This is a genomic window from Burkholderia sp. LS-044, assembly GCF_004803625.1.
In the GTDB taxonomy this organism is placed as follows: Bacteria; Pseudomonadota; Gammaproteobacteria; order Burkholderiales; family Burkholderiaceae; genus Burkholderia; species Burkholderia cepacia.
The window spans coordinates 163,022-188,541 of record NZ_SSWO01000008.1; the positions used below are offsets into that span (position 1 = coordinate 163,022).

Here is a 25,520-nt window from a genome sequence, read left to right on the forward strand (position 1 = left end):
GGTTGTGCGTAGCACCTTACCTGAAAGGCCTTGGCGCCGGAATTTCCGCTGCAGAGCTTTTTCGTATGTCCCGGAAATATTTTTAGTATTTTCCGGTCGCGATGCCCGTGGCGCACCATCGTCTCCAACCTGGATCGCGAAGATCACCACGATCACGAAGCGGCCGCATACGCGCCCGCGGGGCATGTCGTCCGTCCCCGCGAGCGGTTCGTTCGCTGCGTTCGACTCCGCCGCGCGTGCACGCGGTGCGTCGTCGTTCGCGTATCCGGACCCGATTGCAGGCGCGCACCCCGACGCGCGCCGGCTGACACGGCACGCGCGCATCGCCGCGCAGGACAGGAGACTTCACCATGACGAACGCGGAACGCAATGCGTCCCCGATGATAGAGAAGCACACGATCGGCTACGTGCCGCCCGCCGAGCGCCACGGCAAGGTGCGCGACCTGTTCACGCTCTGGTTCGGCGGCAACATCGCGCCGCTGCCGATCGTGACCGGCGCGCTCGGCGTGCAGATGTTCCACCTGAACCTGCTATGGGGCATCGTCGCGATCGTCGTCGGCCAGGCGGTGGGCGGCGTGCTGATGGCGCTGCATTCGGCGCAGGGGCCGCAGATGGGCATCCCGCAGATGATCCAGAGCCGCGCGCAGTTCGGCTCGTGGGGCGCGTTGCTCGTGACCGTGATCGCGGCCGTGATGTACGTCGGTTTCTTCGCGTCGAACATCGTGCTCGCCGGCAAGTCGGTGCACGGCATCGCGGCGTCGGTGCCGGTGCCCGTCGGCATCGTGATCGGCGCGGTGGGTTCGGGGCTGATCGGGATCGTCGGATACCGGTTCATCCACATCCTGAACCGGATCGGCACGTGGGTGCTCGGCATCGGCATCGTCGTCGGCTTCTGGATGATCCTCTCGCACGTGACGACCGACGATTTCCTGACGCGCGGCGGCTTCGACTTCGCGGGCTGGCTCGCAACGGTGTCGCTGTCGGCGTTGTGGCAGATCGCGTTCGCGCCGTACGTGTCGGACTATTCGCGTTATCTGCCGGAAAACGTCGGCGTGGCGTCGACGTTCTGGGCGACCTACCTCGGCTGCACGATCGGCTCGACGCTCGCGTTCATCTTCGGCGCGGTCGCGGTGCTCGCGGTGCCGGCCGGCGCGGACACGATGGATGCGGTCAAACAGGCGACCGGCCCGCTCGGCCCGCTGATGCTCGTGCTGTTCCTGCTGAGCGTGATCAGCCACAACGCGCTGAACCTGTACGGCGCGGTACTCGCGGTCATCACGTCGGTGCAGACGTTCGCGTACCGGTGGATTCCGACCGCGAAGGCGCGTGCGGTGGTGTCGGTCGTGATCTTCGTCGCGTGCTGCTACGCGGCGATCGGCGCGTCGACGAACTTCGTCGGCAACCTCGTCGATCTCGTGCTCGCGCTGCTCGTCGTGCTGGTGCCGTGGACCGCGATCAACCTGATCGACTTCTACGTGATCCACAAGGGCAAGTACGACATCCAGTCGATCTTCATGGCCGACGGCGGGATCTACGGCCGCTTCAACCCGCAGGCGCTGCTCGCGTATGCGATCGGCATCCTCGTGCAGATCCCGTTCATGAACACGCCGATGTATGCGGGCCCGATTCCCGCGCATCTCGGCGGTGCGGACCTGTCGTGGCTCGTGGGGCTCGCGCTGACGTCGCCGCTGTACTACTGGCTCGCGACGCGCGACAGCGCGTATCGACGCCGGCAGACGGGCGCGACGATGCCGCCGACGGCGGTGCGGTAAGCCGGGCGTCGTTCGGCGCGATGAAACGAAACGGCCGCCGCATCGGTTGCGATGCGGCGGCCGGCAAAGGCGGGCGCGGGGCGGCAGGCGGGTTCAGGCGCGCGGCGTGCCGCGACGCGAACCCGCCTGCCCGCGGATCAGACCACCGCCGAGCGCACGACGTGGACCGGCACCGACTTGTACGACGGCGTGCCGCTTTCCTTGTCGATGTAGTCGAGCGGCACGAGTACGTTCGCTTCCGGGTAGTACGCGCCGACCGAACCCGGCGCGATGTCGTACTCGATCGCGGTGATCTTCTCGAGACGCAGCGTGCGGCCCGAGGCGGTGATCGTCTCGATGTCGACGAGGTCGCCGTGTTCGAGCCCGTACTTCGCGAGATCGGCCGGGTTCATGAACAGCACGTCGCGACGCCCGAACACGCCGCGATAACGGTCGTCGAGCCCGTAGATCGTCGTGTTGTACTGGTCGTGGCTGCGCAGCGTGATGAGCCGCAGCACCTGCTCGCCGCCGAGCACGTCGGCATCCTCCTTCACGCCCTTGTAGACCGAGAACATCGCCTTGCCGGTCGGCGTCGGCCATACGCGCTCGGTGGGCGGCAGCGGCAGCCGGAAGCCGCCCGGCGTGCGGATGCGCTCGTTGAACGCCTCGAAGCCGTCCACGGTGCGGTCGATCAGGTCGCGGATGCGGTCGTAGTCGGCGATCAGGTCGAGCCATGCGACCTTGCTGTTCGGCAGCGTCGCATGCGCGATCCCCGCGACGATCGCGGGCTCCGAGCGCAGCTGGTCGGACGCCGGCTTGAGCTTGCCGGCCGACGCGTGGACCATCGACATCGAATCCTCGACGGTGATCGACTGGCGGCCGGTGGCCTGCATGTCGAGTTCGGTGCGGCCGAGCACCGGCAGGATGAAGGTTTCCTTCGCGACCAGCAGGTGCGAGCGGTTCAGCTTCGTGCCGAGATGCACGCTCAGGTCGAGCTTCGCCATCGCCGGGAACGACTGTTCCGGATCGGGCAGCGCGACCGCGAAGTTGCCGCCGAGGCACAGCAGCGCCTTCGCGGTGCCGTCGATCATGGCCTGCATCGCCTGCACCGCGTCGTGCCCGTGATGCGCGGGCGGCGTGAAGCCGCACACGTCCTCGATCTTCTTCAGGAACTCGGCCGACGGCTTCTCGGTGATGCCGACCGTGCGGTTGCCCTGCACGTTCGAATGGCCGCGCAGCGGGCACACGCCGGCGCCGGGCTTGCCGATGTTGCCGCGCATCAGCAGCAGGTCGGCGATCAGGCGCACGGTTGCGGTGCCCTTGTTGTGCTGCGTGACGCCCATCCCGTACGTGACGATCGTCGCGTTCGACTTCGCGTACGCGATCGCGACCTGTTCGAGCTGCGCCTGGCTGAGGCCGCTCGCGCGTTCGATGTCGTCCCACGACGTGGCCTCGAGGTCGGCCGAGAACGCGTCGAAGCCGTTGGTGTGCTGCGCGATGAAATCGCGGTCGAGCACGTTGCCTTGCTCGGCTTCGAGCTTCAGCAGCGCCTTCATGATGCCCTTCAGCGCGGCCGCGTCGCCGCCGGCGTCGACCTGGTAGTACGTCGACGCGATCCGCGTCGAGCCGAACGACGCCATCTCGATCATGTCCTGCGGGTCCGCGAAGCGTTCGAGCGCGCGCTCGCGCAGCGGGTTGAACACGATGATCGGCACGTTGCGCCGCGAGCACTCGTGCAGCGTGCCCATCATCCGCGGGTGGTTCGTGCCGGGGTTGTGGCCGATCGAGATGATCAGCTCGCAGTGGTCGAAATCCTCCAGCGACACGGTGCCCTTGCCGATGCCGATCGACTGCGGCAGGCCGACGCTGGTCGGCTCGTGGCACATGTTCGAGCAGTCGGGGAAGTTGTTGGTGCCGAGCTCGCGCGCGAACAGCTGGTACAGGTACGCGGCTTCGTTCGATGCGCGGCCCGACGTGTAGAACTCGACCTGCTCCGGCGGCAGCGCGCGCAGCACTTCGCCGATGCGGGCGAACGCATCGTCCCATGCGATCTCGCGGAACGTGTCGGTCGCGCGATCGTAGACGAGCGGATGCGTGAGCCGGCCCATGTTCTCCAGTTCGTAGTCCGACATGCGCAGCAGCGACGACACGGTGTTCGCCGCGAAGAACTCGGGCGTCACGCGCTTGGTCGTCGCTTCCCACGTGACGGCCTTCGCGCCGTTCTCGCAGAACTGGAACGTCGACTTGTGTTCCTTGTCGGGCCACGCACAGCCGGGGCAGTCGAAGCCGTCGGGCTGGTTGGTCCGCATCAGCACGATCGGCGCCTCGATGGTCTCCATCTGGGTGCGCACCGCGTCGGCTGTCGCGCGAAGCGCGCCCCAACCGCCGGCGGGCCCGTCGTACTTCCTGATGCCTGGCACTTCGCGTCGATTTGTCATGGTGAATCTCCAATAGCCGGGCCCGGTGCGGGTGGCTCGGTTGCGCCGTGTCGCGGCGTGGGGCGGCTCCGTCCGGCGGACGGAGCCGGTCATGCGTGCCCCGGGTTGCAGGGCATGCGTTGTTTTAGTGTGCGTCCTTCTTCGCGCCGGACGACTTCTTGCCGGGTTTCGCCGCGGGCGGCGGGGCGTCGGCGGGCGTGTCGTCCGGTTTCGCGTCTGCTGCCGCCTTGGCGGCCCGGCCGTTGGGCTTGGCCTTGCCGTCGGCGTCCTTCGCTTCCTTCGCTTCAGGCGCGGCGAGCTTGTTGAACTTCACTTCGTCGCTGTCCTTGTCGTAGTCGACCTCGCACTTGTCGCCCGACTTCAGCCGGTCGGCGAGGATCTCCTTGGCGAGCCGCGTCTCGATGGTCTGGCGGATCTGGCGCTTCAGCTCGCGCGCGCCGAACTCCGGCTGGTAGCCGGCTTCGGTCAGGTGCTCGACGAGCGAATCGCCCATCACGAGCGTGATGTCCTGCGCGGCGGCCGTGCGGATCACGCGGTCGAGCTGGATCTGGACGATCGAGCGGATGTTCTCCTTCGACAGCGCGTGGAAGACGATCACCTCGTCGATGCGGTTCAGGAACTCGGGGCGGAAATGGCCCTTCAGCACCTGCATCAGTTCCTCGCGGACCGCCTTGTCGGTCTTGCGCGCGGCTTCCGGCTGCGTGAGGTTGTCCATGATGATCGCGGCGCCGAGGTTGCTCGTCGCGATGATGATCGTGTTGCTGAAGTCGACCACGCGGCCCTTGCCGTCGGTCAGGCGGCCGTCGTCGAACACCTGCAGCAGCACGTTGTACACATCCGGGTGCGCCTTCTCGATCTCGTCGAGCAGGATCACGCTGTACGGGCGGCGCCGCACGCGCTCGGTGAGCTGGCCGCCTTCGTCGTAGCCGACGTAGCCGGGCGGCGCGCCGATCAGCCGCGCGACCGCGTGCCGCTCCATGTACTCGGACATGTCGATGCGGATGATCGCCTGCTCGTCGCCGAACACGGTCTCGGCGAGCGCCTTCGCGAGCTCGGTCTTGCCGACGCCCGTCGGCCCGAGGAACAGGAACGTCGCGATCGGCCGGTGCGTCTGGCCGAGCCCCGCGCGCGACAGCCGCACGGCATCGCTGACGGCGACCACCGCGTCGCTCTGGCCGACCACGCGCTCGCGCAGCTGCTCTTCCATCTTCAGCAGCTTCTGGCGTTCTTCCTGCGTGAGTTCGGACACGGGGATGCCGGTCAGGCGCGACACGACCTCGGCCACGGATTCGACCGTCACCTCGAGCGTCTCGGAGCCCGTCTTGCGCTGCCACGCCTCCATCTTCTCGTCGACGGCCTTCTGCTTCGCGTTGATCTGCTCCTCGAACTGCTTCGCTTCGTCGAAGCGCTTGCGCGAGGTCGCGTAGTCCTGCTCGCGCTTCAGTTGCGCGATCTGCGCTTCGCCTTCCTGAATGTCGACCGGGCGCGACGTCGCGCCGATCCGCACGCGTGCGGCGGCCTGGTCGATCAGGTCGATCGCCTTGTCGGGGAGGAAGCGCGACGTGATGTAGCGGTCGGCGAATTCCGCGGCCGCGACGAACGCGTCGTCGGCGAACGTCACCTGGTGATGCGCCTCGAGGCTGTCGCGCAGCCCGCGCAGGATCACGATCGTCTGCTCGACGCTCGGCTCCGGCACGAACACCGGCTGGAAGCGCCGCTCGAGCGCGGCGTCCTTCTCGATGTACTTCTGGTATTCGTTGAGCGTCGTCGCGCCGATCAGGCTCAGCTCGCCGCGCGCAAGCGCGGGCTTCAGCACGTTCGCGATGTCGAGGCCGCCTTCGCCGCCGCCCTGGCCCGCGCCGACGATCGTATGCAGCTCGTCGATGAACAGGATCAGTTCGTCCTGCTTCGCCGTGACTTCGTCGATCAGCTGCTTCGCGCGCTCCTCGAACTCGCCGCGATACTTGGCGCCTGCCACCATCGAGTTGATGTTGACTTCGACGAGCCGCTTGTCGCGCAGCACCTCGGGCACGTCGCCGTTGACGATCCGCTGCGCGAGCCCTTCGACGATCGCCGTCTTGCCGACGCCCGGCTCGCCGATCAGCACCGGGTTGTTCTTCTTGCGGCGCGCGAGCACCTCGATCGTGCTCTCGATTTCCTGCGCGCGGCCGAGCACCGGGTCGAGCTTGCCCTGGCGCGCGATCGCGGTGAGGCCGCGGCCGAACTTGTCGAGGTTCGGCGTGCCGGTCGGCGCATCGACGCGGCCGTCCTCGGCACCCTTGCCGACCACCTTCACGACTTTCTGGCGCAACGCCTCGGGCGTCACGCCGTATTTCTTCAGCAGCGTGCCGGCGACGCTGTCCGGCACCGACGCGAGCCCGATCAGCAGGTGCTCGGGGCCGATGTACGAATGGCCGAGATCGCGCGACGCCTGGAACGCGTACTGCACGGCCTTCTTCACGCGGGGCGAGATCGACAGCTTGTCGAGCGGCGCATCGGGGTCGGCCGTGCCGGTGTGCGCGTGCTCGTCGATGTACGACCGGATGTCCTGCGGCGACAGCTTCAGTTCTTTCAGCAGCGCGGCGCACACGTCCGTGTCCGCGAGCGCGTAAAGCAGGTGTTCGGAATCGAGTTCGCTGCGGCGCAGCTCGTGCGCCTTCTCGGCCGCGCGCTGCAGCAGTTCCAGCGTCTGCTCGCTGAACGCGTCGGTCGGGTCGACCGATTCGCGCGGGACCTCGGCGGCGAGCGGCGATTCGTCACCGAGCCCGCCGAACAGCGACGACGAGCCGCCGCCCAGCAGCGAATCGAACGGGTTCAGCATGCTTTGATGCCGCATCAGCTGACGGAAGTGGTAGTCGCAGATCGAGATGGTCTTGCGCTCGCCGTCCTGCATCACGGTTGCGCGCGCGACGGCCGGCCGGGCGTGGCAGATATCGCAAAGTGCGGGCATGGTGGTCTGGCTCCTGTCGGTGAAAGTGGGTCGAAGGGTGAAGTCCCGATGCGGTGCGGCGCTTGCGCGGCCCGACCGCGAACGCACGACATGAAGCAGGGCGGCACGGCGGCGCGCGGGCCGTGCCCGGGCTGTCGCGCAGTGCGCGCCGGCGTCGTGCGCGGTCGCGGTCAGGACGGCAGGCGTGCGTGCCGGGAGGAGCCCACGGCATCGCTTCGACTGCGTTCAAAATAGCGAATCGGCGGAGGCCATCCAAGACACAGTTCCGCGCCGGCCCGGCTGCGAATTGCACCCTCGGATGCGGGCGCGCACGGGCGAAGAGGAGCACAGACGGGCGGATGCGCGGCGGCGCGGGCGTGCGCGGCGCGCGTAGCGTGCGGTGACCGGAAAGCGGGGCGGGCGCCACGCGAACGGGGGGCGGTGCGACATGGGCGCGCAGGGCGCCGGTGGCAGGTGGATGGAGGGCGCCGCGGGTGGTCGGGCGCGACGGAAGCGCCGCACGGGGGACGTGCGGCGAGCGGCCGGATGCAACCATGCGCGCACCGCGGACGATGCGTGCGTGGCGGCCGAAGGAGCAGGCGGGTTGCACGGTCCGGACCGGACAGGGCGCAACCGCGGCGTGCCGCGGTCAGTCCGGGAGGGTCATCGCGAGCCGTTGTCGGGCGATCTGCTTCACGTCCGTTGACAGTGCTGCATCCGGCAGGCCATTGGCCCAGACGGAGAACGAATCCTCGATCAGGTTGCGCGTGTCGGGCGGCAACTCGGCCAGGACCAGCGACAGGACGGTGAACAGCACGGCGGTGTCGCCGGCCTGGCGGCTCGCGTTCGCGTCGACCGCCTTCTTCAACTGGTCGACCGACGCCTGCAGCGCCTGTAATGCCTCATTCGACTCGCTCATCACACACTCCATGCAAAGTGGGTTCGATCGGCGACGAACATGCAGCCGGCCGCGCGCGACGCCCAGTGGGCATCGCGCGGACAGCCGAGGTCAGGCCGTTGGGTTGCCCTGCGGTGCGACGGCCACCGATGCTTCGCTCGTCAGCATCAGGAACGTGAACGTTTCGCGCAGGTACAGGCGGACGACCTTGTCGGTATGGCTCGTGTAGCCGATCGATACGTCTTCCCCGAGATGCAGCTCGTAATCGCCGCCGCGCGTGGACAGCACGCAGCCGCCGCTGATCGCCGGCGCCCAGATGATCTCGCCGCTGACGATCCGTTTGATATGGCCGAGGACCGGATAACCCTGGTCGCGCGCCTCGCTGAGCGCCGTGTACGCATCCGAGCCGAGCACCACCGAATACGGGCCGTCGACGCCGGCCAGGCGGAGCGCCTCGAGCGCATCGCTGATCGCGTCGGGATACGCGCTGACGTCCGCCGGCAGCGTGAGCTTGCGGTTCGACGTGCCTTCGCGGATGCCGACGATGCCGGCGGCCCGGTAGCCGTCGAAGATCGCGTTGTCTTCGGCGAACGCGAGCCGCTGCGCGGCGTCCTTCGCCGGTTGCCAGTCGGCATCGCGCGCGCCGCGCTCGACGCTGTCGATCGCATCGCGGCTCAACTCGAACGGCACCGTCAGCTCGACGATCGTGCGGACTTCGCGCAGCCGCGCGTTCACGTGCTCGCGGGGCGCGTCGACGGCGACCAGGTGCCCGGTACCGACGGCCGACAGCTCGGGGCCTTCGGGGCCGTCGACATCGACGACGCGGCGGCCGGCCACCGATCGTTTGAACGTGCGTGCCACTTCCTCCTCGATTTGTTCCCAGGCGGAAGACGAGATCGGGGCGAGTTCGCGGTGCAGGTTATTCATGGATTTGGATTGCCTCACGTCAGCGGAAACACTTGATGGCGGGCCGATCGGCTGACGGGCTGTGCGTGATGCCAGCCTGCCGATCGCGGACGAAAATGAATATTAGCAGGCTCGATCGACACCGCTGCAGCACAAATCGAAACGACACCGTGCGGTCGCGCAACTGTGATGCAATTCGTGCGGTGCGGGTGTGGGCGAACACGGAATGCCGCGACTGGATTGCCGCGATACCCGGGGCGTGCCGGCGGCACCGTCGCCCGGGCCGCGTTCGACGCTGTGCGGAATCAATTCCGGTCGACGTCCTGTCGCGAGTCGTGCATTCTTACGAACATTCATCCAGCCGGGTTTCTGCCAGCAGGGGTTGGGCGGTCGTCGGAGCCGGGCCCGGATGAATCATAGACGCAGCCTATTGATGCTTCACAACAAGTGGAGGTCGTTCATGGCATTGCAACTCGTCTCGCCCGAAGACAAATACATGCTGAAGACGGGCGTCATCAATCACGAGGATGTCATCGGGCATTTGCGGCAGGTATTGAACGCGTTTGCCGCGAAGCCGGAGTACAGCAAGTTCTATATCGGCATCACCAGCGACCTGTACACCCGGCTGGCGAAACATCGCGCCACCAAGCCCGACTTCAAGCTGATGGCCCCGATCTATCTCGAAGCGCACAACCTGGTCGGGAACGCGTTCGACCGTCTGGAGCGCAAGGCCATCGAGACGTTCCGTACCGGCATCACGCACCCCCAATCCGGCGAACGGCTGCTGGCATGCAGCAACGGCCCGGGCGGGGCGTTGCCGAAGAACTGGCTCTATATTCTGGTGGGTTGAGTCACGTGGGCGGCGTGCCGGGAATGCAAGCCTGCGCGCATAACTGCCCATAAGCGGTGGCGCGGTGGGGGGGGGCTGTTGCGCAGCGCTGCACGCGCGCTCCGGCCGACTGCACCGCGGCGGCTCCGGACACGCCCGGCGCGCGGTCGCGCGCCGGACGGCCATCGGTACCCTGCGTTACGACGGGATGCCTTTCAGCGAGCCGATTTTCAGCGAACCGTCGCGATGCGGCGCGGACGGCGACGCTTCCGGCTGCGCGGCGTCGGCGGCCGGCGCCGCGCGATCGGCGAGCGCTTCGAGCAGGTCGGCGGACGGCACGAAGAACAGCGAGCCGGTGACCGCGCGGCTGTAGTCGAGCAGGCGGTCGTAGTTGCCGGGCGGCCGGCCGACGAACATGTTCTCGAGCATCTGCTCGATCGGCGCCGGCGAGCGCGCGTAGCCGATGAAATAGGTGCCGAATTCGCCCGCGCCCGGGCGCCCGAACGGCATGTTGTCGCGCAGGATCTTCACTTCCTGGCCGTTCTCGTCGAGCGTGGTCAGCGAGCTGTGCGAGCACGACGGCTTCACGTCCGGCGCGAGTTCGATATCCGACAATTTGGTGCGGCCGATGATGCGCTCCTGCGTCTCGACCGCGAGCGCGTTCCAGCCGGCCATGTCGTGCAGGTACTTCTGCACGATCACGTAGCTGCCGCCCGCGAATTCCGCGTCTTCGTCGCCGATCACCGTGAAGTCGACCGCCTCGCGGCCTTCCGGGTTCTCGGTGCCGTCGACGAAGCCGATCATCGCGCGCTGGTCGAAATTGCGGAAGCCGTGCACCTCGTCGACCACCGTGACGGCATCGCCGAGCGCGCCGAGCAGCTGCGTCGCGAGTTCGAAGCACAGGTCCATCGCTTCCGCGCGGATGTGCAGCAGGATGTCGCCCGGCGTCGCGACCGCGACGCGCTGCCCCGCGCCGAACTCGCGGAACGGATGCAGCGCGGCGGGGCGTGGGTCGCCGAACAGCGCGTCCCATGCGTCGGCGCCGAAGCCGCACACGCAGGTAAGGTTGCCGCCCGGCACGCGCTTGCCGACCGAGCGCACGAGCGCGGCGATGTCGCCGCACCATGAACGGATCGTGTCGGCGTGATCGGTGCCGGGATTGATCGTCGCCACGAGGAAGATCGCGCTGCGCGTGATCGGGCTGTGAACGGCCTGGGAGAGTGGGGGAGGTGTCTGCATCGTGGGCTGCCGGTCAGTCATGTCGGGACGGGCGGGCCGTGGCGCGCGAAGGCGAACGGATGAACTGTGTCATGCGACTGTTCTCTTGGTGTCATGCGGATGAAGGACGTCGCGCGTGCCTCGCGCAACGGGCCGCGGCGGTGGCGGCCGGCCGCGCGGCGCGTGACCGGCCCGCACCGCGTAACGTCGTCGAGCAAGCAATCTAGCAGCTTCGGCGGGGCTTTGGAACCCGTATCGCCGAACTGTCATGCGAATGCGTCAAACAGGGCCGGTTTTCGGGCGGCGCGCGCGCAGCTGTACTCCTGGCGTGCGCGGCGCTGTGCTCTTGAGCGTGCGCGGCGCGTGCAGTAGATTAGGTTCCGCTGCGCCCGCCGACGAGGAGCGTCATCATGAACCTGCTGGAAGCGATGCGTGTGTATGTCGCGGTGGTCGAGCGTGGCGGCCTGTCCGGCGCGGCGTCCGAACTGCGGCTCGACGAAGCGCAGGTGAGCGAACGGATCGACTGCCTCGAACGGTATCTCGGCTGTCGCCTGCTGCTGTGCCGCGAGCACGACGACGTGGCCTGCTCCGATGCGGGCGTCGCGTTCCACGTGTGCTGCCGCCGGACGCTGTCCGCGGTCGAGCAGGCGATCGGCGCGGCCGGCCAGCACGCGCCGGCGGTGCCGGATGCGCCCGACGTGCCCGATAGCGGGGCCGTGCATGCTGCCGCGCGCGACGCGGCGTTCCCGCCACCCGGCGCCGTTCAAGTTTCCTCAACGCGACTGTCACCTTGAATACGACCACCGTTCCCAGCTCGCCGGCCGAGCGCATTCGCCGCCGCTTCGGCCATTTCCTTCACGCGGCCGAGCTGGCCGGGCTGATCGTGATCGGGCTCGCGACCGCGTTCGCGATGGCGCAGGAAGCGTGGAAGGTCGTGCTGGCGGGCGAAGTGTCGCTGACCGACCTGCTGCTGATGTTCCTGTACCTCGAAGTGCTCGCGATGGACGTGCGCTACCTGCGGCTCGGCCGGCTGCCCGTGCGGTTTCCGCTGTTCATTGCGATGACGTCGCTCGCGCGCGACCTGATCCTGCGCGGGGCGACCGACAGCCCCGAGCGGATGCTGATGACGACGTTCGGAATCGTGCTGCTCGCGGTGGGCGTGCTGATCCTGAGTTTCGGCCAGCATCGCTTTCCGGCGGATGTCGACGATGTCGAGGACGATGTGCATGCACGCAGGTGAGGCGCGGGCGGCGTGCCGCATGCGGTGCGGCGGCTGTAACCGGCCAAACTGACTAACCAACCAACCAACCGAGCGAGGTATCGAATGACCAGGCAACTGATCGTCGCCGTGTTCGGCAGCGTCGACACGGCCCGTCGGGCCGCGAGCGATTTCGAGGCGCTGTCGGACAAGCATGAGGGATTCCACATCGAGAACGGCGTCGTCGTCGAGAAGGACGCGACCGGCAAGCTCGCGGTGCTCGATGCCGAATCGCGTCCGTTCAAGGGCGGCGTGATCGGCGCGATCGCAGGCGGGTTGCTCGGGCTGCTCGCCGGGCCGCTCGGCGTGGTCACCGGCATGGCGGCCGGCGCGGGGGCAGGCATTCTCGCGGAAGCGGCCGGCAACGCGCTGCTCGACGGCACGTTCGTCGAGACGATTGCGGCGCGGCTCGTGCCCGGCAGCGTCGCGGTCATCCTCGAAGCGAAGGAGGACACGCCGTTCTCGGTCGACAACGTCGTGACGGGATTCGGCGGCAAGGTGTTCCGCCAGACGCTCGATTGAGACACTTCCTTTCGGCCTGCTTCGGGAGAACCGCATGCGCATCGATCAATCGTACCGGCGCTTCGACATCGCGGCGACGTTGACGCCGCTGCCCGGCAGCGGCAAGCGCGCGATCGCGACCGTCGACGTGACGACCGCCGATCCGGCCCGCCTCGCCGATCTCGGCACCGGGCAATTCCTGCAGATCCGCAAGTGGGTCGAGTCGAACGACGTCGCGTGGCTGACGGTGGTGTTCGACGAGTGCAAGGTCGCGATCGACCACTACGCGGACAACGTCGACGACGCTTGATCGCACGCGAGGCCCGCGCATGACCGGGCTTCGCGTGATGGCCGCCCGCCGGCCGGCGGCAATACGCGAGCACGTGCTCCTGCATGGAGCCCGGTGAATGGCCCCGCGCCGGGCCGTGTCGTCGCGTTCGAATCTGTTCACCACGCCGGCCGGATTTGGCGTTTCCTCGCCAAACTGTCACTTACATTCGTCGAAATGACGCAGTAGGATGCCGAACCTTGTCTAGATGAGATTCGCGTTGCTATCCGCCTTCAATTTCGATAACGGACGAGGTTCGAACCGGGCCCCCCGCGCCCGGGCACGGCTATCCGGCTTCGTGCACCGGCGCGGCCATGCCGCCCGTGCAGCGCAGGCCGGTTCATCGCTGGCGGGGCGAGGCGGATGAAGCTCTACGAGAAGTTTGCAAACGACGTAGAGAGACTCATCCGGCAAGGCGTATATCGACACGGCGATCGTGTGCCGTCGGTGCGGCAGGCGAGCCAGCAGCACCGGATCAGCATCACGACCGTGCTGCACGCGTATCTGCTGCTGGAAAGCCGCGGGCTGCTCGAAAGCCGCCCGCAGTCCGGCTATTTCGTGAACCTGCGGCGCGACGACGGCCATGCGCCGGTGCGCGAGTTGCGGCCGTCGAAGCCGATCGCGATCTCGTCGTCGGTCGACGTGAGCCGGCTCGTGCTGTCGACGCTGCGCTCGATCGGCACCGACGACGCAGTGCCGCTCGGCTCGCCGTACCCGGACCCGAGCCTGTTCCCGTTCGAGAAGCTGAACCGCTACGCGTATGCGGCCGGCCGCGACAAGTCGCTGTGGGGCGTGACGGACGGATTGCCGCCCGGGCATCCGCGGCTGATCCGGCAGATCGCTCGGCGCTACCTGGAAAACGGGATGTCGGTGGACCCGAACGAGATCATCGTGACGGTCGGTGCGACGGAGGCGATCAACCTGTGCCTGCAGGCGGTGGCGAAACCGGGCGACACGATCGCGGTGGAATCGCCGACGTTCTACGCGATGCTGCACGCGATCGAGCGGATGGGGATGAAGGCGATCGAGGTGGCGACGCATCCGGAATACGGAATCGACATCGCGGCGCTGGCCGCGATCGCGAAGTCGCAGCCGATCGCCGCATGCATGGTGATGCCGAACTTCCAGAACCCGCTCGGCTTCCAGATGCCCGACGAGCGCAAGCGCGAACTGGTCGAGTTCGCCGCGAAGGCCGATCTGCCGGTCATCGAGAATGGCGTGTACAACGAACTGTACTTCGGCAACATGCATCCGAGCACGCTGAAGTCGTTCGACCGCCACGACATCGTGCTGCATTGCGCGTCGTTCTCGAAGAGCCTGACGGCCGCGTACCGGATCGGCTGGGCGCTGCCGGGCCGTTATCGCGAGCAGGTCGAGAAACTGAAGTTCCTGAACACGCTCGCGACGCCGTCGCTGCCGCAGCTCGCGATCGCGGAGTTTCTCGAACGCGACGGCTACGAGCATCACCTGCGGCGGATTCGCAAGGCGTATGCGCAGCAGGCGAACCTGATGCGCACGATGGTGTCGCGGTTCTTCCCGGAAGGCACGCGCATTTCGAGCCCGGCGGGTGGTTACGTGCTGTGGGTCGAGTTGCCCGTGCAGGTCGATGCAATGCGGCTGTACCAGCTCGCGCTGGAGCAGGGCATCACGATCGGGCCCGGCTACATGTTCTCGATCGCGGACAGCTACCGGAATTTCATCCGCCTCAACTACAGCAGCCCGTGGTCGCCGGAGATCGAGCAGGCGGTCGTGACTGTCGGCAAGCTCGCCGCCTACTGCGTCGACTGATCGTACCGCCGCGCGTCGGGCGCGGCGCGTGGCGTCACGTCAGCCGGTACGACTGCGCGCCCGTTCCCGCGAGCGTGCCGCCGTCGACGATCAGGTATTCGTTGCGGATCGGCTTGCCGTCGAACCAGCACTGCAGGATCTCCAGCGTGCCGGCCGCATAGCGTGCCTGCGCGGACAGCGACGTGCCGGAGATGTGCGGGGTCATCCCGTTGAACGGCATCGCGCGCCACGGGTGATCGGCCGGCGCCGGCTGGGGAAACCACACGTCGCCGCCGTAGCCCGCGAGATGCCCGGACGTGACCGCATTCACGACTGCGTCGCGGTCGACCAGCTTCGCGCGGGCGGTGTTGATCAGGTACGCGCCGCGCTTCATGCGCGCGATCATCGCCGCGTCGAACAGGTGCTCGGTTGACGGGTAAAGCGGAATCTGCAGGTTGACGATGTCGACGGCGCTCGCGAGCGACGCGGCATCGGCGTGATACGTGAGCGCGAGTTCCTGCTCGACCGACGCGTCGAGCCGGTGGCGCTGCGTGTAGTGCAGCTGCAGGCCGAACGGCTTCAGCCGGCGCAGCACGGCGAGCCCGATGCGCCCCGCGCCGACCGTGCCGAAATGCATGCCCTCGACGTCGTAGCTGCGCGACACGCAATCCGCGATGTTCCAGCCGCCTTGCTGCGCGATCGCATGCGACGGCAAGTAGTTGCGCACCAGCGCGAGCGTCGTCATCACCACGTGCTCGGCCACGCTGATGCTGTTCGAGCCGGTGACTTCGGCGACGGTGACATGCGCGCGCGCGGCGGCGTCGAGATCGACGTGATCGGAGCCGATGCCGGCCGTCAGCGCGAGCTTCAGCTTCGGCGCGCGGGCGATCCGTTCGGCCGTCAGGTACGCGGGCCAGAACGGCTGCGAGATCACCACGTCCGCTTCGGGCAGCCGGCGCTCGAATTCGGAATCGGGGCCGTCCTTGTCGCTCGTGACGATCAGCGTGTGGCCGTGCGCCTCCAGATAGCCGCGCAACCCGAGCGCGCCGGACACCGAGCCGACGAGTTCGCCGGGCCGGAAGCCGGGCGGGCCGGCCGGCGTCGGCGCGGTTTGCCCGTCCGCGTAGTGCGTGATGACCGGAATCGCATCGCGCACGTAGCGCGGCGGGTAGCCGTCGACCGGATCGGGGTAGAGCACGCACAGGACGGTGGCCATCGGGTAGCACTCCTGGTGAAGGGGGGAATGTGGCACGCGGATTGCGCAGGACGCGCGACGTGCCCTCGCAGGCAACGGGTGTGTTGCGCCGCAACGTTGATGACGTTCTACGCCCGTCATGGCTCGCGTACAAGCTACAGTCGGTGTTTGCGTGCGCTGCGGAGGCGTCTGTACCTGTTCTTTTCAAATGGGATGTCGATAATGGGATCGTTACCTGACTTTCCGGGAGCCACGTCATGACTGGAAGCGACGCTTCGTCGTCACGCCCCGACCTCACGCAAGGCATCGCGCTCGACGATCTCGCCGACGGCGCGATGATCGAGGGCCATGTCGGCGATACCGCGGTGCTGCTCGTGCGCCGCGCCGACGAACTGTTTGCCGTGGGCGCGCAGTGCCCGCACTACGGCGCGCCATTGGCCGACGGCCTGCTGGAGGGCGACACGATCCACTGCCCATGGCATCACGCGGCGTTCTGCCTGCGCACGGGCGCGCTGCTGCGCGCACCGGCGCTCGACGGGCTCCCGTGCTGGCGCGTCGAACGCCGCGACGGCCGTGCCGTCGTGCTCGATGCGCGGCCGGCTGCCGCGCCTCCCACGCTGAATGCGGCCGGGCTGCCCGCGTCGGTGGTGATCGTCGGCGGCGGCGCCGCCGCGATCGCGGCCGCCGTGACGCTGCGGGAGGCGGGTTATCCGCATCCCGTCACGATGCTCACCGCCGATGCCGATCCGCCGTACGACCGGCCGAACCTGTCGAAAGACTATCTCGCCGGCACGGCCGACGCCGACTGGCTGCCGCTGCGTGCGCCGTCGTTCTATACCGACCACCGGATCGACGTGCGGTGCGGCACGCGTGTCGCGCGGATCGACCCCGCGCGGCAGGCGGTCGAACTGGCCGACGGCAGCCGTGTCGGGTACGGCGCGCTGCTGCTGGCAACGGGCGCCGAGCCGAACCGGCTGAGCGTGCCGGGCGCGGATCTGCCGCACGTGTGCGTGCTGCGCTCGCGTGCCGATTGCGACGCGCTGATCGACAAGCTGAAAACGGCCCGCCGCTGCGTGGTGGTCGGCGCGAGCTTCATCGGGCTCGAAGCGGCCGCCGCGTTGCGCACGCGCGGGCTCGACGTGCAGGTCGTCGCGCCCGATGCGCATCCGATGGCGCGCGTGCTCGGCGAAGCGCTCGGCGATACGATCAAGGCCCTGCACGAATCGCACGGCGTCGTGTTCCATCTCGGCGCGACGCCGGCGCGGATCACGCCGGACAGCGTGACGCTGTCGACCGGCGACGTGCTGCCGGCCGACGTCGTGTTGGTCGGCATCGGCGTGCACCCGAACGTCGCGCTCGCGCAGGACGCGGGGCTGGCCGTCGAACGCGGCGTGACGGTCGACCGCTTCCTTCAGACGAGTGTGCCCGGCATCTACGCGGCCGGGGACATCGCGCGCTGGCCCGATCCGTTGACGGGCGAGCGCATTCGCGTCGAGCACTGGGTCGTCGCCGAGCGGCAGGGCATCGTCGCGGCGCACAACATGCTTGGCCAGCAGCGCCCGTTCGACGCGGTGCCGTTCTTCTGGAGCCAGCATTACGACCTGACGATCAACTACGTCGGGCATGCGGAGCAATGGGATCGCGTCGAGATCGACGGCGACCTCGGCGCGCACGACTGCGCGATCGCGTACTGGCGCGGCGACACGCGGCTCGCGGTCGCGACGATCGGCCGCGATCTCGACAGCCTGAAGGCGGAAGCGGCATTCGAGCGGCAGATTGCAGCCGCATGACAGCCGCGTGACGACATGATTCGAACCCGGAGGCAAGATGAGTCCTGAAATCCGCACACGTTTCGAAACCGAGTTTGCGCCGCGCATCGCGGCGCGCGTGCTCGGCCTGTATCAGCCTGGTGACGTGCGCGTGGAAGTCGTGCCGCACGACGGGCAGGGGAGTCCGACCTGTGTGGACGTGATCGGCCTCACGTCGACGGTCGGGCTGCCGAACCGGCTGAACGCGCGGCTCGCGTGGCGCGACGATGCGATCGCTGCGTTGCTGGCCGAGTCCGACCGCAGCCGCTTCGACCGCTATCTCGCGGCGCTGCCGGTCACGATCGAACGCTGGCAGATGGAATTGCCGGTCGACTTCAGCTCACGGACCCAGCGCGACCGCGAAATCCTGATCGGCGATCTCGATTTCGATGCGTGAAACGCGCGGCGCGCTGCCAGCCGACGATGCGGCGATGAACCGCGCGACGTTAACGGTCGCGTGTCTTGATGATCACGCGGCCCTGGTCGATGCCGCCGCGCAGCGCTTCGTCGCACGTGAGCCATTCGGGCGTGACGAGTTCGGGCGCGGGCAGGTCGACCGGCGCGCCGTCGCGGAAGATCCGCACCTGCGCGACCCACGCGCCGTTTGCGTTGCGCGTCGCCTCGACGCGAATCTCGTGATCCATGAAGGTGTCGGTGGCTTGCATTGGTCGGGGCCCTCCGTCGTGCGTGAACGCGGTGCGTCGATCGTAGCAGCATGGCGCGCGCCGTGCACCGGAAACGAAGTGGAACCTGCGTGCGATTGGGCATGCGAACCGACGCGTGAGACGGGAGCGAACCTGTGGCATTCGACCTGACCTTTTCGATCAAGGTGTTCGCGGCGCTGTTCGCGATCATGAACCCGATCGCGAACATCCCGGTGTTCCTGTCGCTGACCGAAGGCGCGGCGGACGGCGTGCGCCGCAAGGTCGCGCTGACGGCCGCGATCGGCGTGACGGTCGGCTGCATCGTGTCGGCCGTCGCGGGCGGCGCGATCCTGCACGTATTCGGCCTGACGATCGACGATTTCCGTCTCGCGGGCGGGCTGCTGGTGCTGCTGATCGCGCTGTCGATGCTGCACGGCGCGCCGAGCCGCCAGCATTCGCCGGGCGAGGACGAAGGCGCCGACCCTGCGGCGGCCGAGAGCGTCGCGATCTATCCGCTGACGATCCCGCTGCTCGTCGGCCCCGGCACGATCGCGACGATGATCGTGCTCGGGCACAGCGCGTTCTCGACCGGACAGGAACTCGCGTTCGCGCTCGGGCTCGCCGCGTTTCTCGTGCTGCTGGCCGTTTCGTTGCTGTCCGCGCCGCTGATCGGCCATTACCTGTCGCCGCGCGTGACGGCGGTGACCCAGCGCCTGATGGGGATGATCCTCGCGGCGATCGCGATGCAGATGATCGTCGCGAGCCTGAAGGCCGCGTTCGGGTTGCCGCATTGAATGCAATGCCGCGCCACGGCGAGCCGTGCGGCAGTTCGAGCACGGGCGTTACGACGGACGCCGAATCCCGCGTGCGACACGCTGCAGCAGTGCGTCGAGCACGTTGATCTCGACGGGTTTCACGAGGTGCGCGTCGAAGCCCTCGCGTTCGGTGCGTGCGAGGTCGGACGCGCGCGCGTGGCCGGACAGCGCGACGCAGGTCGTGTCGCGCAGCGCGTCGATCGCGCGCAGTTCGTGCAGCAGCGTGAAGCCGTCGACGTCGGGCATCGTCAGGTCGAGGATCATCAGTTGCGGCGCGTAGTCGCGGGCGAGCGCCAGCGCATCGCCTGCGTTGTACGCGACGCGCGGCGCATGCCCCTTCACCTTGAGCAGCACGGCGAGCGTGTCGGCCGAGTCGCGGTTGTCGTCGACGATCACGATGCGCAGCGGCGTGGTGTCCGATGGCGCGTGCGCCGCCGGCTCGCGCGCGCCGGCCTGCTCCGCACGTCCCGTCCGTGTGATCGGCAGCCGCACCGTGAACGTCGCGCCGTGCCCGGGCCCGCCGCTTTCCGCGGAAATCCGCCCGCCGTGCAGTTCGACGAACGTCCGGCAGATCGCGAGCCCGAGCCCGAAGCCGCCGGTCGGCGAGCCACCCGACGCGCCTCGCTGCTCGAACAGGTCGAAGATCGTTTCGAGCGCGCCGTGCGCGATGCCGACGCCATGATCGGTGACGCGGATGGCGACCACCGGCCCTTCCACCCGTGCGCCCACGTCGATCCGCCCGCCGTGCGGCGAGAACTTCGACGCGTTGTCGAGCAGATTGTGCAGCACCTGGACGAGCCGTGCATCGTCGCCGTGCAGCAGCACGGGATCGGCCGGCAGGTCGATGTGGATGTGCTGCCCGCGCGCGGCCAGCTTCGGCTGGATGCTTTCGACGCCGCGGCACACGATGTCGCGCACGGCGACGGGGCGATCGTTCAGCTCGACCTTGCCGGCCGTGATGCGGCCGACGTCGAGCAGATCGTCGACGAGCCGCGTCAGTTGCCCGACCTGGCGATGCACGGCGTCGCGGCATTGCGCGAGCACGGGCGCCGGATCGGGCAGGCTCTGCAGCACGCCGATCGAATGGCGCAGCGGCGAGAGATGGTTGCGCAGCTCGTGCGCGAGCATCGCGATGAACACGCTGAGCCGGTGCGTGGACGCTTCGAGTTCCTCGAGCCGCTTGCGCTCGGTCATGTCCCGCGTGATCTTGATGAAGCCGCACAGGTGATTCTCGTGATCGTGCACGGGGGCGATCGTCACGCTCGCCCAGAACTGCGAGCCGTCCTTGCGCACGCGCCAGCCTTCATCCACGAAGTGGCCCCGCGCGGCCGCCTCCTCGAGCCCGTGCGACGGCCGGCCGGCCGCGATCGCATCGGGCGGATAGAAGCACGAGAAGTGATGGCCGACGATCTCGGCCGCGCGATAGCCCTTGATGCGCTCGGCACCCGCATTCCACGTCGCGACATTGCCGTGCGGATCGAGCATGAACACCGCGTAGTCGGTAATCGAACCGACGACCGTCTGGAAACGGAACTCGGCGAAGCGATGCACCAGGTCGCGCGCGTCGGGTAAACCGGGCGGCGGATGAGAGCGAGGAGAGTCGTTGTCTTTCTTCATCGTGTGGCAGGTCGAAGACGGGCAGGCAAACGCTGCCCGGCCGCCGCCGGGCGCGCCGGCGGTGGCCACATCAAACGGATTGGCACCCCGGAAAGCATAAGGGAACTCAATTCGGCTGATCAATGGGCGCGCATCGCCCGTGCCGTCCGCGATCCCGGCAAGGGCATCCGTTCCGGGTGCGCGATGCGGCATGCCGATTGCACGCGCCTCCCGTCCGCATGCCGTGCCGCGGCCGCCCGGCCACACGTAGCGGCAAGCAGCGGCAAGCAGCGGCACGCCAGCAAGGAGGTCGACATGAACAGCACGCTGAACCCCGACAACGAACCGGCCGGCCCGGACGACGAGAACGCCCGTCGCGGCCGCGACGGCCGCGCACTGGGGCCGGGCGACTCGTCCGACAGCGGCAGCGACACGGCCGGCGCGCGGCGCTATCCGTTCGACATCGATTCGCCGCTCGACGCGCATGCGCTCGAACGCGGCGATGCATCGCTCGACAGCGATACGGACCGCGCTGGTACCGGCGAGCGCGCGTCGGCGGACGGCGATTCGACGCTCGAAGAAGGTGCCGATATCGAGCCGGATCGCGACGACGCATCCGGGGACCCGGACGACCCGGACGATCCGGACGCCGGCGGCGGGCCATGACGCCCGGCACGCAAAAACTGCAATCGCATTGCAGATTGGCGCGCCCGGCAGCGGATCGACGGCGCGATGCGCATCCGTCGTGCGCCGGCAACGATATCGGCACGCGGCTTGCGTTCGAGCCGGCCGGCATGCGCCGTGTCGCGACCCGGCATGGGGCCGTGCGCGGCGCAGGCGCGAACAAGGAGAGACACGATGCAACGACGATATCCCGGACGGCACGGCGAGCGCGGCATCCCGGACGACCCGGCACGATGGCCTGAGGAAGACCCTGAATCGGCGCGCCGTCGCTCGGCGAGCGAGAGCGTCGGCGCGGAAGACTGGGGCAGCGAATGGACCGAGCGCGCCGCGCGGCCGGTGGACCAGCGGCGCGGCATGTCTGACCCGGGCCGGCAGGGCGGTGCGCGCCCGCCCGCATGGGAGGCCGAACGAGGCTACCGCGAACCGGGCCGTCGTGCGGAGGGCAGTGAAGGCCCGTACGGCGGCGACCGTCCGGAATTCCGCGGTCATTTCCGGATGGGCCGGTACGGCGGCGAGCACGACCGTGGCGACCCGCGAGACACGCCGCGCTACGGCAGCGACGCCGACCGCGACGCGCTGCGCCATCGTCGCGGGCCGAAAGGCTATACGCGTTCGGACGAGCGCATCCGCGAGGACGTGTGCGAGCGGCTCGCGCATGCGCTCGACATCGACGTGAGCGACGTCACCGTGCAGGTGCAGGACGGCTGCGTCGTGCTGGACGGCACGGTGCCGTCACGCTGGATGAAGCACGACATCGAGGATCTGGCCGACGGCTGCATGGGCGTGCGCGACGTCGAGAATCGCGTGCGCGTGCACCGCGACAGCGAACACGATACGGGCATGGTGCTGCATCCCGACCAGCGAACCGTCACGCCGACGCTGCCGCCCGCGCGCGATCCCGAACCCGGCACCGTCGAACGCGACCGCGAGCGCAAGCCGCATCATTGACCGGCCGTGCACGAAACGGCGCGACCGCGGGCGGCGTGCGCATGACGACAACCCGCACGGCCTGACGCGGGCGCGTGTTCCGGTATCGATCGGTTCACGCGCGGCCGGGTCGCGCACCGTGCGACGACGTGGCAGCGTGACGGGCCGCGTTTACGGGGGCGTCGCGTTCGACGGGCTGGTCGTGTCGGTTGCGCCGGTCGCATTCGCGGACCCGGCGGCGTTCGTCGCGGCGCCGCCGTTCGCCGCATTGCGTTCATGCTCGGGCAGCAGCGCGAGACGGTTGTACAGCGTCTTCAGGCTGATGCCGAGCGCTTTCGCGGTGCGCGGCTTGTCGCCGTTGAAATGCCGCAGCGACGCGACGATGAAACGCTGCTGCGTATGCGCGAGCGTCGTGCCGAAATGCAGCGTCATCGCGTTGTGGCGCACGTCGTCGCGCGGCTGCAGCCGGCGCGGCAACTGCAGGTCGATCTGCTCGTCGGCGAGGATGAAGGCGCGCTCGAGCGCATTGCGCAGCTCGCGCACGTTGCCGGGCCACGAATACGCGCGCAGCGCCTTCATCGCCTGCATCGACAGCCGCTTGCGCGTGCGGTGCCGCGCATTCAGCCGCTCGACGATCTGCAGCGCGATGTCGTCGACGTCGTCCTCGCGCTGCCTGAGCGCGGGCACGTGCAGCGCGACCGGCGCGATCCGGTAGAACAGGTCCTCGCGCAGCCGGCCGCTGCGCACGGCCTCGACGGGATCGTGATGGGTGGCCGCGACGATACGCACGTCGAGCGGAATCGGCTCGTGACCGCCGACGCGGACGATCGTATTCGATTCGAGCGTGCGCAGCAGCTTGACCTGCAGTTCGGCCGGCATCTCGGCGATTTCGTCGAGAAACAGCGTGCCGCCGCGAGCGGCTTCGAACATGCCGACATGCTGGGCGATCGCACCGGTGAAGCTGCCTTTCTCGTGCCCGAACAACTGCGACTCCGCGATATCGGGCGGGATCGCGCCGCAGTTCACGGGGACGAATGGCCCGCGCCGGCGCGGGCTCAAGTCGTGCAACAGCCGCGCGACGATGTCCTTGCCCGCGCCGCTTTCTCCGACGATCAATACGCTGATGCGTGTCGCGGCCACGCGCGACACCTTCGTCAACAGGGTCTGGATCGAACGCGAGCGTCCGGACAGACGCTTGCCGTCATCGACGGATTTCGACATGACGTGATATCGAATGGGGAAGATTTGACCGACTATGACCCAGGCACACGAAAAAACGACACGTTATGCGCCGTTATTCATGCGCAAAGCATACGTGTTATGTCGCCGCGGCCGCATTGAATCTCGCAATGCATGCCGCGCGGGCGGATAGATTTATTCGATGAAGGGCCGATGCGCGACGTCGCTCTTCTATACTGCTAAGCGATTCCTTCGTCATGGCAGCATCGCCTGCCAGTTCATTCGCTGCAGCGTGGAATGCATTGCCTCGTGCCTGGCGGCGTGCGATGCGCTGCACATCTGTCGCGATGTCCGGTCGACACTTGCACCGGCTCGCATCACGAGGAGCTTCGATGCCCTACGTCCTGATCGTCGAAGACGATGCCGATACGCGCACGATGCTGGCGACGCTCGCGCGAACGCAGCAACTCGCCTGCGATACCGCCGCGACGCTGGAGGAAGCACGCGCGCTCGTGTCGACGCATACCCCCGATCTCGTGCTGTGCGATCTCGTACTGCCCGACGGCAACGGGATGGACTTGTTCGACGCGTTGCCCAAGCGCGCGCATTGCGAGATGGTGCTGACCACCGGCCATGCGAGCCTCGAAACCGCGATCGACGCATTGCGGCGCGGCGCGACCGACTATCTGGTGAAGCCGCTGAACATGCAGCGGCTGAACAGCATCTTCGCGCGCGTGCCGCGCACGACCGCGCTGCACGAGGAAATCGCGGAGCTGCGCTCGGAACTGCAGCGCCTCGGCCGTTTCGGCCGCATGCTCGGCAGCTCGCCCGCGATGCAGGCCGTCTACGATGCGATCGGGCGCGTCGCGCGCACCGAGGCGTCGGTGTTGCTCACCGGCGAATCGGGCACCGGCAAGGAGCTTGCCGCGCAGACCGTGCACGACCTGAGCTTGCGCCGCCGCGGCCCGTTCCTCGCGGTGAACTGCGGTGCGATCGCCGCGAACCTCGTCGAGAGCGAGATGTTCGGCCACGACCGCGGCAGCTTTACCGGCGCGGAGCGCCAGCACAAGGGCTTCTTCGAACGCGCGGACGGCGGCACGCTGTTTCTCGACGAGATCACCGAGATGCCGCTCGAATCGCAGGTGAAGCTGCTGCGCGTGCTCGAGACGGGGCGCCTCACGCGGCTCGGCTCGACGCGCGAGATCGACGTCGACGTGCGCATCGTCGCCGCGACGAACCGTGATCCGGAAGCCGCGATGGCCGACGGCAAGCTGCGGCCCGACCTGTTTCACCGGATCAACGTGTTTCCGATTCCGCTGCCGTCGCTGCGCGAGCGCGGCGACGACATCCCGATGCTCGCCGATGCATTCTTGCAGCACTACAACGAGGAAAGCGGCCGCAACCTGCGCTTTGCGCCGGCCGCGCGCGAGGCGCTGAAGACCTACGAATGGCCCGGCAATGTACGCGAACTGCGCAACTTCGTGCAGCGCGCGAGCATCTTCACCGACGCCGACGTGATCGACACGCTGCCGCCGCCGATCATGGAGGAGCTGTCCAGCATGGTCGATTCGCACGAGGATCGCGTGACGGTGCCGTTCGGCACGCCGCTCGAGGAAGTCGACCGCAAGCTGATCCTCGGCACGATCGCGCAGTGCGGCGGCGTGAAGGCGCAGGCGGCCGAAGTGCTCGACGTCAGCCTGAAAACGATCTACAACCGGCTCGCGCAACTGGAAGACGAAACGGAGAAGCCGGACTCCTGATGCCGTCGCGATCACACTCATGCTCCCGTTTCCGCATCACGCGTGCGCAACCGGCGACGGCATCGCCGGGATGCGGCGAGACGAGCCCG

22 protein-coding genes are annotated in these 25,520 nt (G+C 68.1%); 13 read left to right on the plus strand and 9 right to left on the minus strand.

Going from position 1 to position 25,520, the window contains the following annotated elements; translation table 11 throughout:
- Nucleotides 1–350 precede the first annotated feature (350 nt).
- Nucleotides 351–1,772, plus strand: coding sequence for a cytosine permease (locus tag E9536_RS21795; RefSeq protein WP_059695768.1), 1,422 nt, complete (start codon nucleotides 351–353; stop codon nucleotides 1,770–1,772).
- A 137-nt stretch (nucleotides 1,773–1,909) separates the two neighbouring features.
- On the opposite strand, the gene E9536_RS21800 is transcribed toward E9536_RS21795, so the two are convergent.
- From E9536_RS21800 to E9536_RS21815, 4 genes are all read right to left on the minus strand, one after another.
- On the minus strand, nucleotides 1,910–4,189 hold the full coding sequence (locus tag E9536_RS21800; RefSeq protein WP_136470621.1) for an FdhF/YdeP family oxidoreductase: 2,280 nt from the start codon (nucleotides 4,187–4,189) through the stop codon (nucleotides 1,910–1,912).
- Between the two features lie 124 nt (nucleotides 4,190–4,313).
- Nucleotides 4,314–7,139 carry an AAA family ATPase gene (locus E9536_RS21805; protein ID WP_136470622.1) on the minus strand — a complete coding sequence of 942 codons (2,826 nt, stop codon included), beginning with the start codon at nucleotides 7,137–7,139 and terminating at the stop codon, nucleotides 4,314–4,316.
- Nucleotides 7,140–7,767: 628 nt separating this feature from the next.
- Complete coding sequence (locus tag E9536_RS21810) at nucleotides 7,768–8,037, minus strand: hypothetical protein (protein WP_027792496.1); 270 nt, start codon at nucleotides 8,035–8,037, stop codon at nucleotides 7,768–7,770.
- Nucleotides 8,038–8,127: 90 nt separating this feature from the next.
- Nucleotides 8,128–8,943 carry a family 1 encapsulin nanocompartment shell protein gene (locus tag E9536_RS21815; RefSeq protein WP_021157952.1) on the minus strand — a complete coding sequence of 272 codons (816 nt, stop codon included), beginning with the start codon at nucleotides 8,941–8,943 and terminating at the stop codon, nucleotides 8,128–8,130.
- A gap of 439 nt (nucleotides 8,944–9,382) precedes the next feature.
- Here E9536_RS21815 and E9536_RS21820 point away from each other — a divergent pair, with 439 nt between their 5' ends.
- On the plus strand, nucleotides 9,383–9,772 hold the full coding sequence (locus tag E9536_RS21820) for a GIY-YIG nuclease family protein (RefSeq protein WP_021157953.1): 390 nt from the start codon (nucleotides 9,383–9,385) through the stop codon (nucleotides 9,770–9,772).
- 177 nt (nucleotides 9,773–9,949) lie between these two features.
- Here the strand turns inward: E9536_RS21820 and E9536_RS21825 are convergent, their stop codons facing one another.
- A complete protein-coding gene (locus tag E9536_RS21825; RefSeq protein ID WP_060085568.1) occupies nucleotides 9,950–11,011 on the minus strand; it encodes a Dyp-type peroxidase in 1,062 nt (353 codons plus the stop codon).
- A gap of 368 nt (nucleotides 11,012–11,379) precedes the next feature.
- Here E9536_RS21825 and E9536_RS21830 point away from each other — a divergent pair, with 368 nt between their 5' ends.
- From E9536_RS21830 to E9536_RS21850, 5 genes are all read left to right on the plus strand, one after another.
- Nucleotides 11,380–11,763: a LysR family transcriptional regulator gene (locus E9536_RS21830; protein WP_136470623.1), complete on the plus strand. Its 384-nt coding sequence runs from the start codon at nucleotides 11,380–11,382 to the stop codon at nucleotides 11,761–11,763.
- Nucleotides 11,760–12,209 (plus strand): phosphate-starvation-inducible PsiE family protein, encoded by a 450-nt coding sequence (locus E9536_RS21835; protein ID WP_059682421.1) that lies wholly within the window; start codon nucleotides 11,760–11,762, stop codon nucleotides 12,207–12,209. The genes E9536_RS21830 and E9536_RS21835 overlap by 4 nt, the downstream gene beginning before the upstream one ends.
- Nucleotides 12,210–12,293: 84 nt before the next feature.
- A complete protein-coding gene (locus E9536_RS21840) occupies nucleotides 12,294–12,749 on the plus strand; it encodes a DUF1269 domain-containing protein (protein WP_027792499.1) in 456 nt (151 codons plus the stop codon).
- 34 nt (nucleotides 12,750–12,783) lie between these two features.
- The gene (locus tag E9536_RS21845; protein ID WP_060085565.1) at nucleotides 12,784–13,038 is read left to right on the plus strand and encodes a hypothetical protein; all 255 of its coding nucleotides are present in this window, start codon (nucleotides 12,784–12,786) and stop codon (nucleotides 13,036–13,038) included.
- 381 nt (nucleotides 13,039–13,419) lie between these two features.
- Nucleotides 13,420–14,844: a PLP-dependent aminotransferase family protein gene (locus tag E9536_RS21850; protein WP_060180734.1), complete on the plus strand. Its 1,425-nt coding sequence runs from the start codon at nucleotides 13,420–13,422 to the stop codon at nucleotides 14,842–14,844.
- A gap of 34 nt (nucleotides 14,845–14,878) precedes the next feature.
- Here E9536_RS21850 and E9536_RS21855 read toward each other — a convergent pair whose 3' ends face one another.
- A complete protein-coding gene (locus E9536_RS21855; protein WP_027792501.1) occupies nucleotides 14,879–16,039 on the minus strand; it encodes an NAD-dependent formate dehydrogenase in 1,161 nt (386 codons plus the stop codon).
- Between the two features lie 236 nt (nucleotides 16,040–16,275).
- Here E9536_RS21855 and E9536_RS21860 point away from each other — a divergent pair, with 236 nt between their 5' ends.
- A complete protein-coding gene (locus E9536_RS21860) occupies nucleotides 16,276–17,808 on the plus strand; it encodes an FAD-dependent oxidoreductase (protein WP_136470624.1) in 1,533 nt (510 codons plus the stop codon).
- Between the two features lie 37 nt (nucleotides 17,809–17,845).
- Complete coding sequence (locus E9536_RS21865; protein ID WP_136470625.1) at nucleotides 17,846–18,223, plus strand: DUF5594 family protein; 378 nt, start codon at nucleotides 17,846–17,848, stop codon at nucleotides 18,221–18,223.
- 49 nt (nucleotides 18,224–18,272) lie between these two features.
- Here the strand turns inward: E9536_RS21865 and E9536_RS21870 are convergent, their stop codons facing one another.
- Nucleotides 18,273–18,491 carry a DUF6566 family protein gene (locus tag E9536_RS21870; RefSeq protein ID WP_027792503.1) on the minus strand — a complete coding sequence of 73 codons (219 nt, stop codon included), beginning with the start codon at nucleotides 18,489–18,491 and terminating at the stop codon, nucleotides 18,273–18,275.
- A gap of 134 nt (nucleotides 18,492–18,625) precedes the next feature.
- On the opposite strand from E9536_RS21870, the gene E9536_RS21875 reads away from it, so the two are divergent.
- A complete protein-coding gene (locus E9536_RS21875; protein ID WP_027792504.1) occupies nucleotides 18,626–19,264 on the plus strand; it encodes an NAAT family transporter in 639 nt (212 codons plus the stop codon).
- A 48-nt stretch (nucleotides 19,265–19,312) separates the two neighbouring features.
- Here E9536_RS21875 and E9536_RS21880 read toward each other — a convergent pair whose 3' ends face one another.
- Nucleotides 19,313–20,902 carry an ATP-binding protein gene (locus tag E9536_RS21880; RefSeq protein WP_136470626.1) on the minus strand — a complete coding sequence of 530 codons (1,590 nt, stop codon included), beginning with the start codon at nucleotides 20,900–20,902 and terminating at the stop codon, nucleotides 19,313–19,315.
- A 294-nt stretch (nucleotides 20,903–21,196) separates the two neighbouring features.
- On the opposite strand from E9536_RS21880, the gene E9536_RS21885 reads away from it, so the two are divergent.
- Both E9536_RS21885 and E9536_RS21890 read left to right on the plus strand, forming a co-directional pair.
- Entirely contained in the window at nucleotides 21,197–21,547 is a 351-nt protein-coding gene (locus E9536_RS21885) for a chemotaxis protein (protein ID WP_136470627.1), read from the plus strand.
- A gap of 192 nt (nucleotides 21,548–21,739) precedes the next feature.
- A complete protein-coding gene (locus tag E9536_RS21890) occupies nucleotides 21,740–22,513 on the plus strand; it encodes a BON domain-containing protein (RefSeq protein WP_247873490.1) in 774 nt (257 codons plus the stop codon).
- A 150-nt stretch (nucleotides 22,514–22,663) separates the two neighbouring features.
- Here E9536_RS21890 and E9536_RS21895 read toward each other — a convergent pair whose 3' ends face one another.
- Nucleotides 22,664–23,713, minus strand: a complete 1,050-nt coding sequence (locus E9536_RS21895; RefSeq protein ID WP_136470628.1) for a sigma-54 dependent transcriptional regulator — start codon at nucleotides 23,711–23,713, stop codon at nucleotides 22,664–22,666.
- 350 nt (nucleotides 23,714–24,063) lie between these two features.
- On the opposite strand from E9536_RS21895, the gene E9536_RS21900 reads away from it, so the two are divergent.
- Complete coding sequence (locus E9536_RS21900; RefSeq protein WP_027792509.1) at nucleotides 24,064–25,431, plus strand: sigma-54 dependent transcriptional regulator; 1,368 nt, start codon at nucleotides 24,064–24,066, stop codon at nucleotides 25,429–25,431.
- The last annotated feature ends 89 nt before the right edge of the window (nucleotides 25,432–25,520 follow it).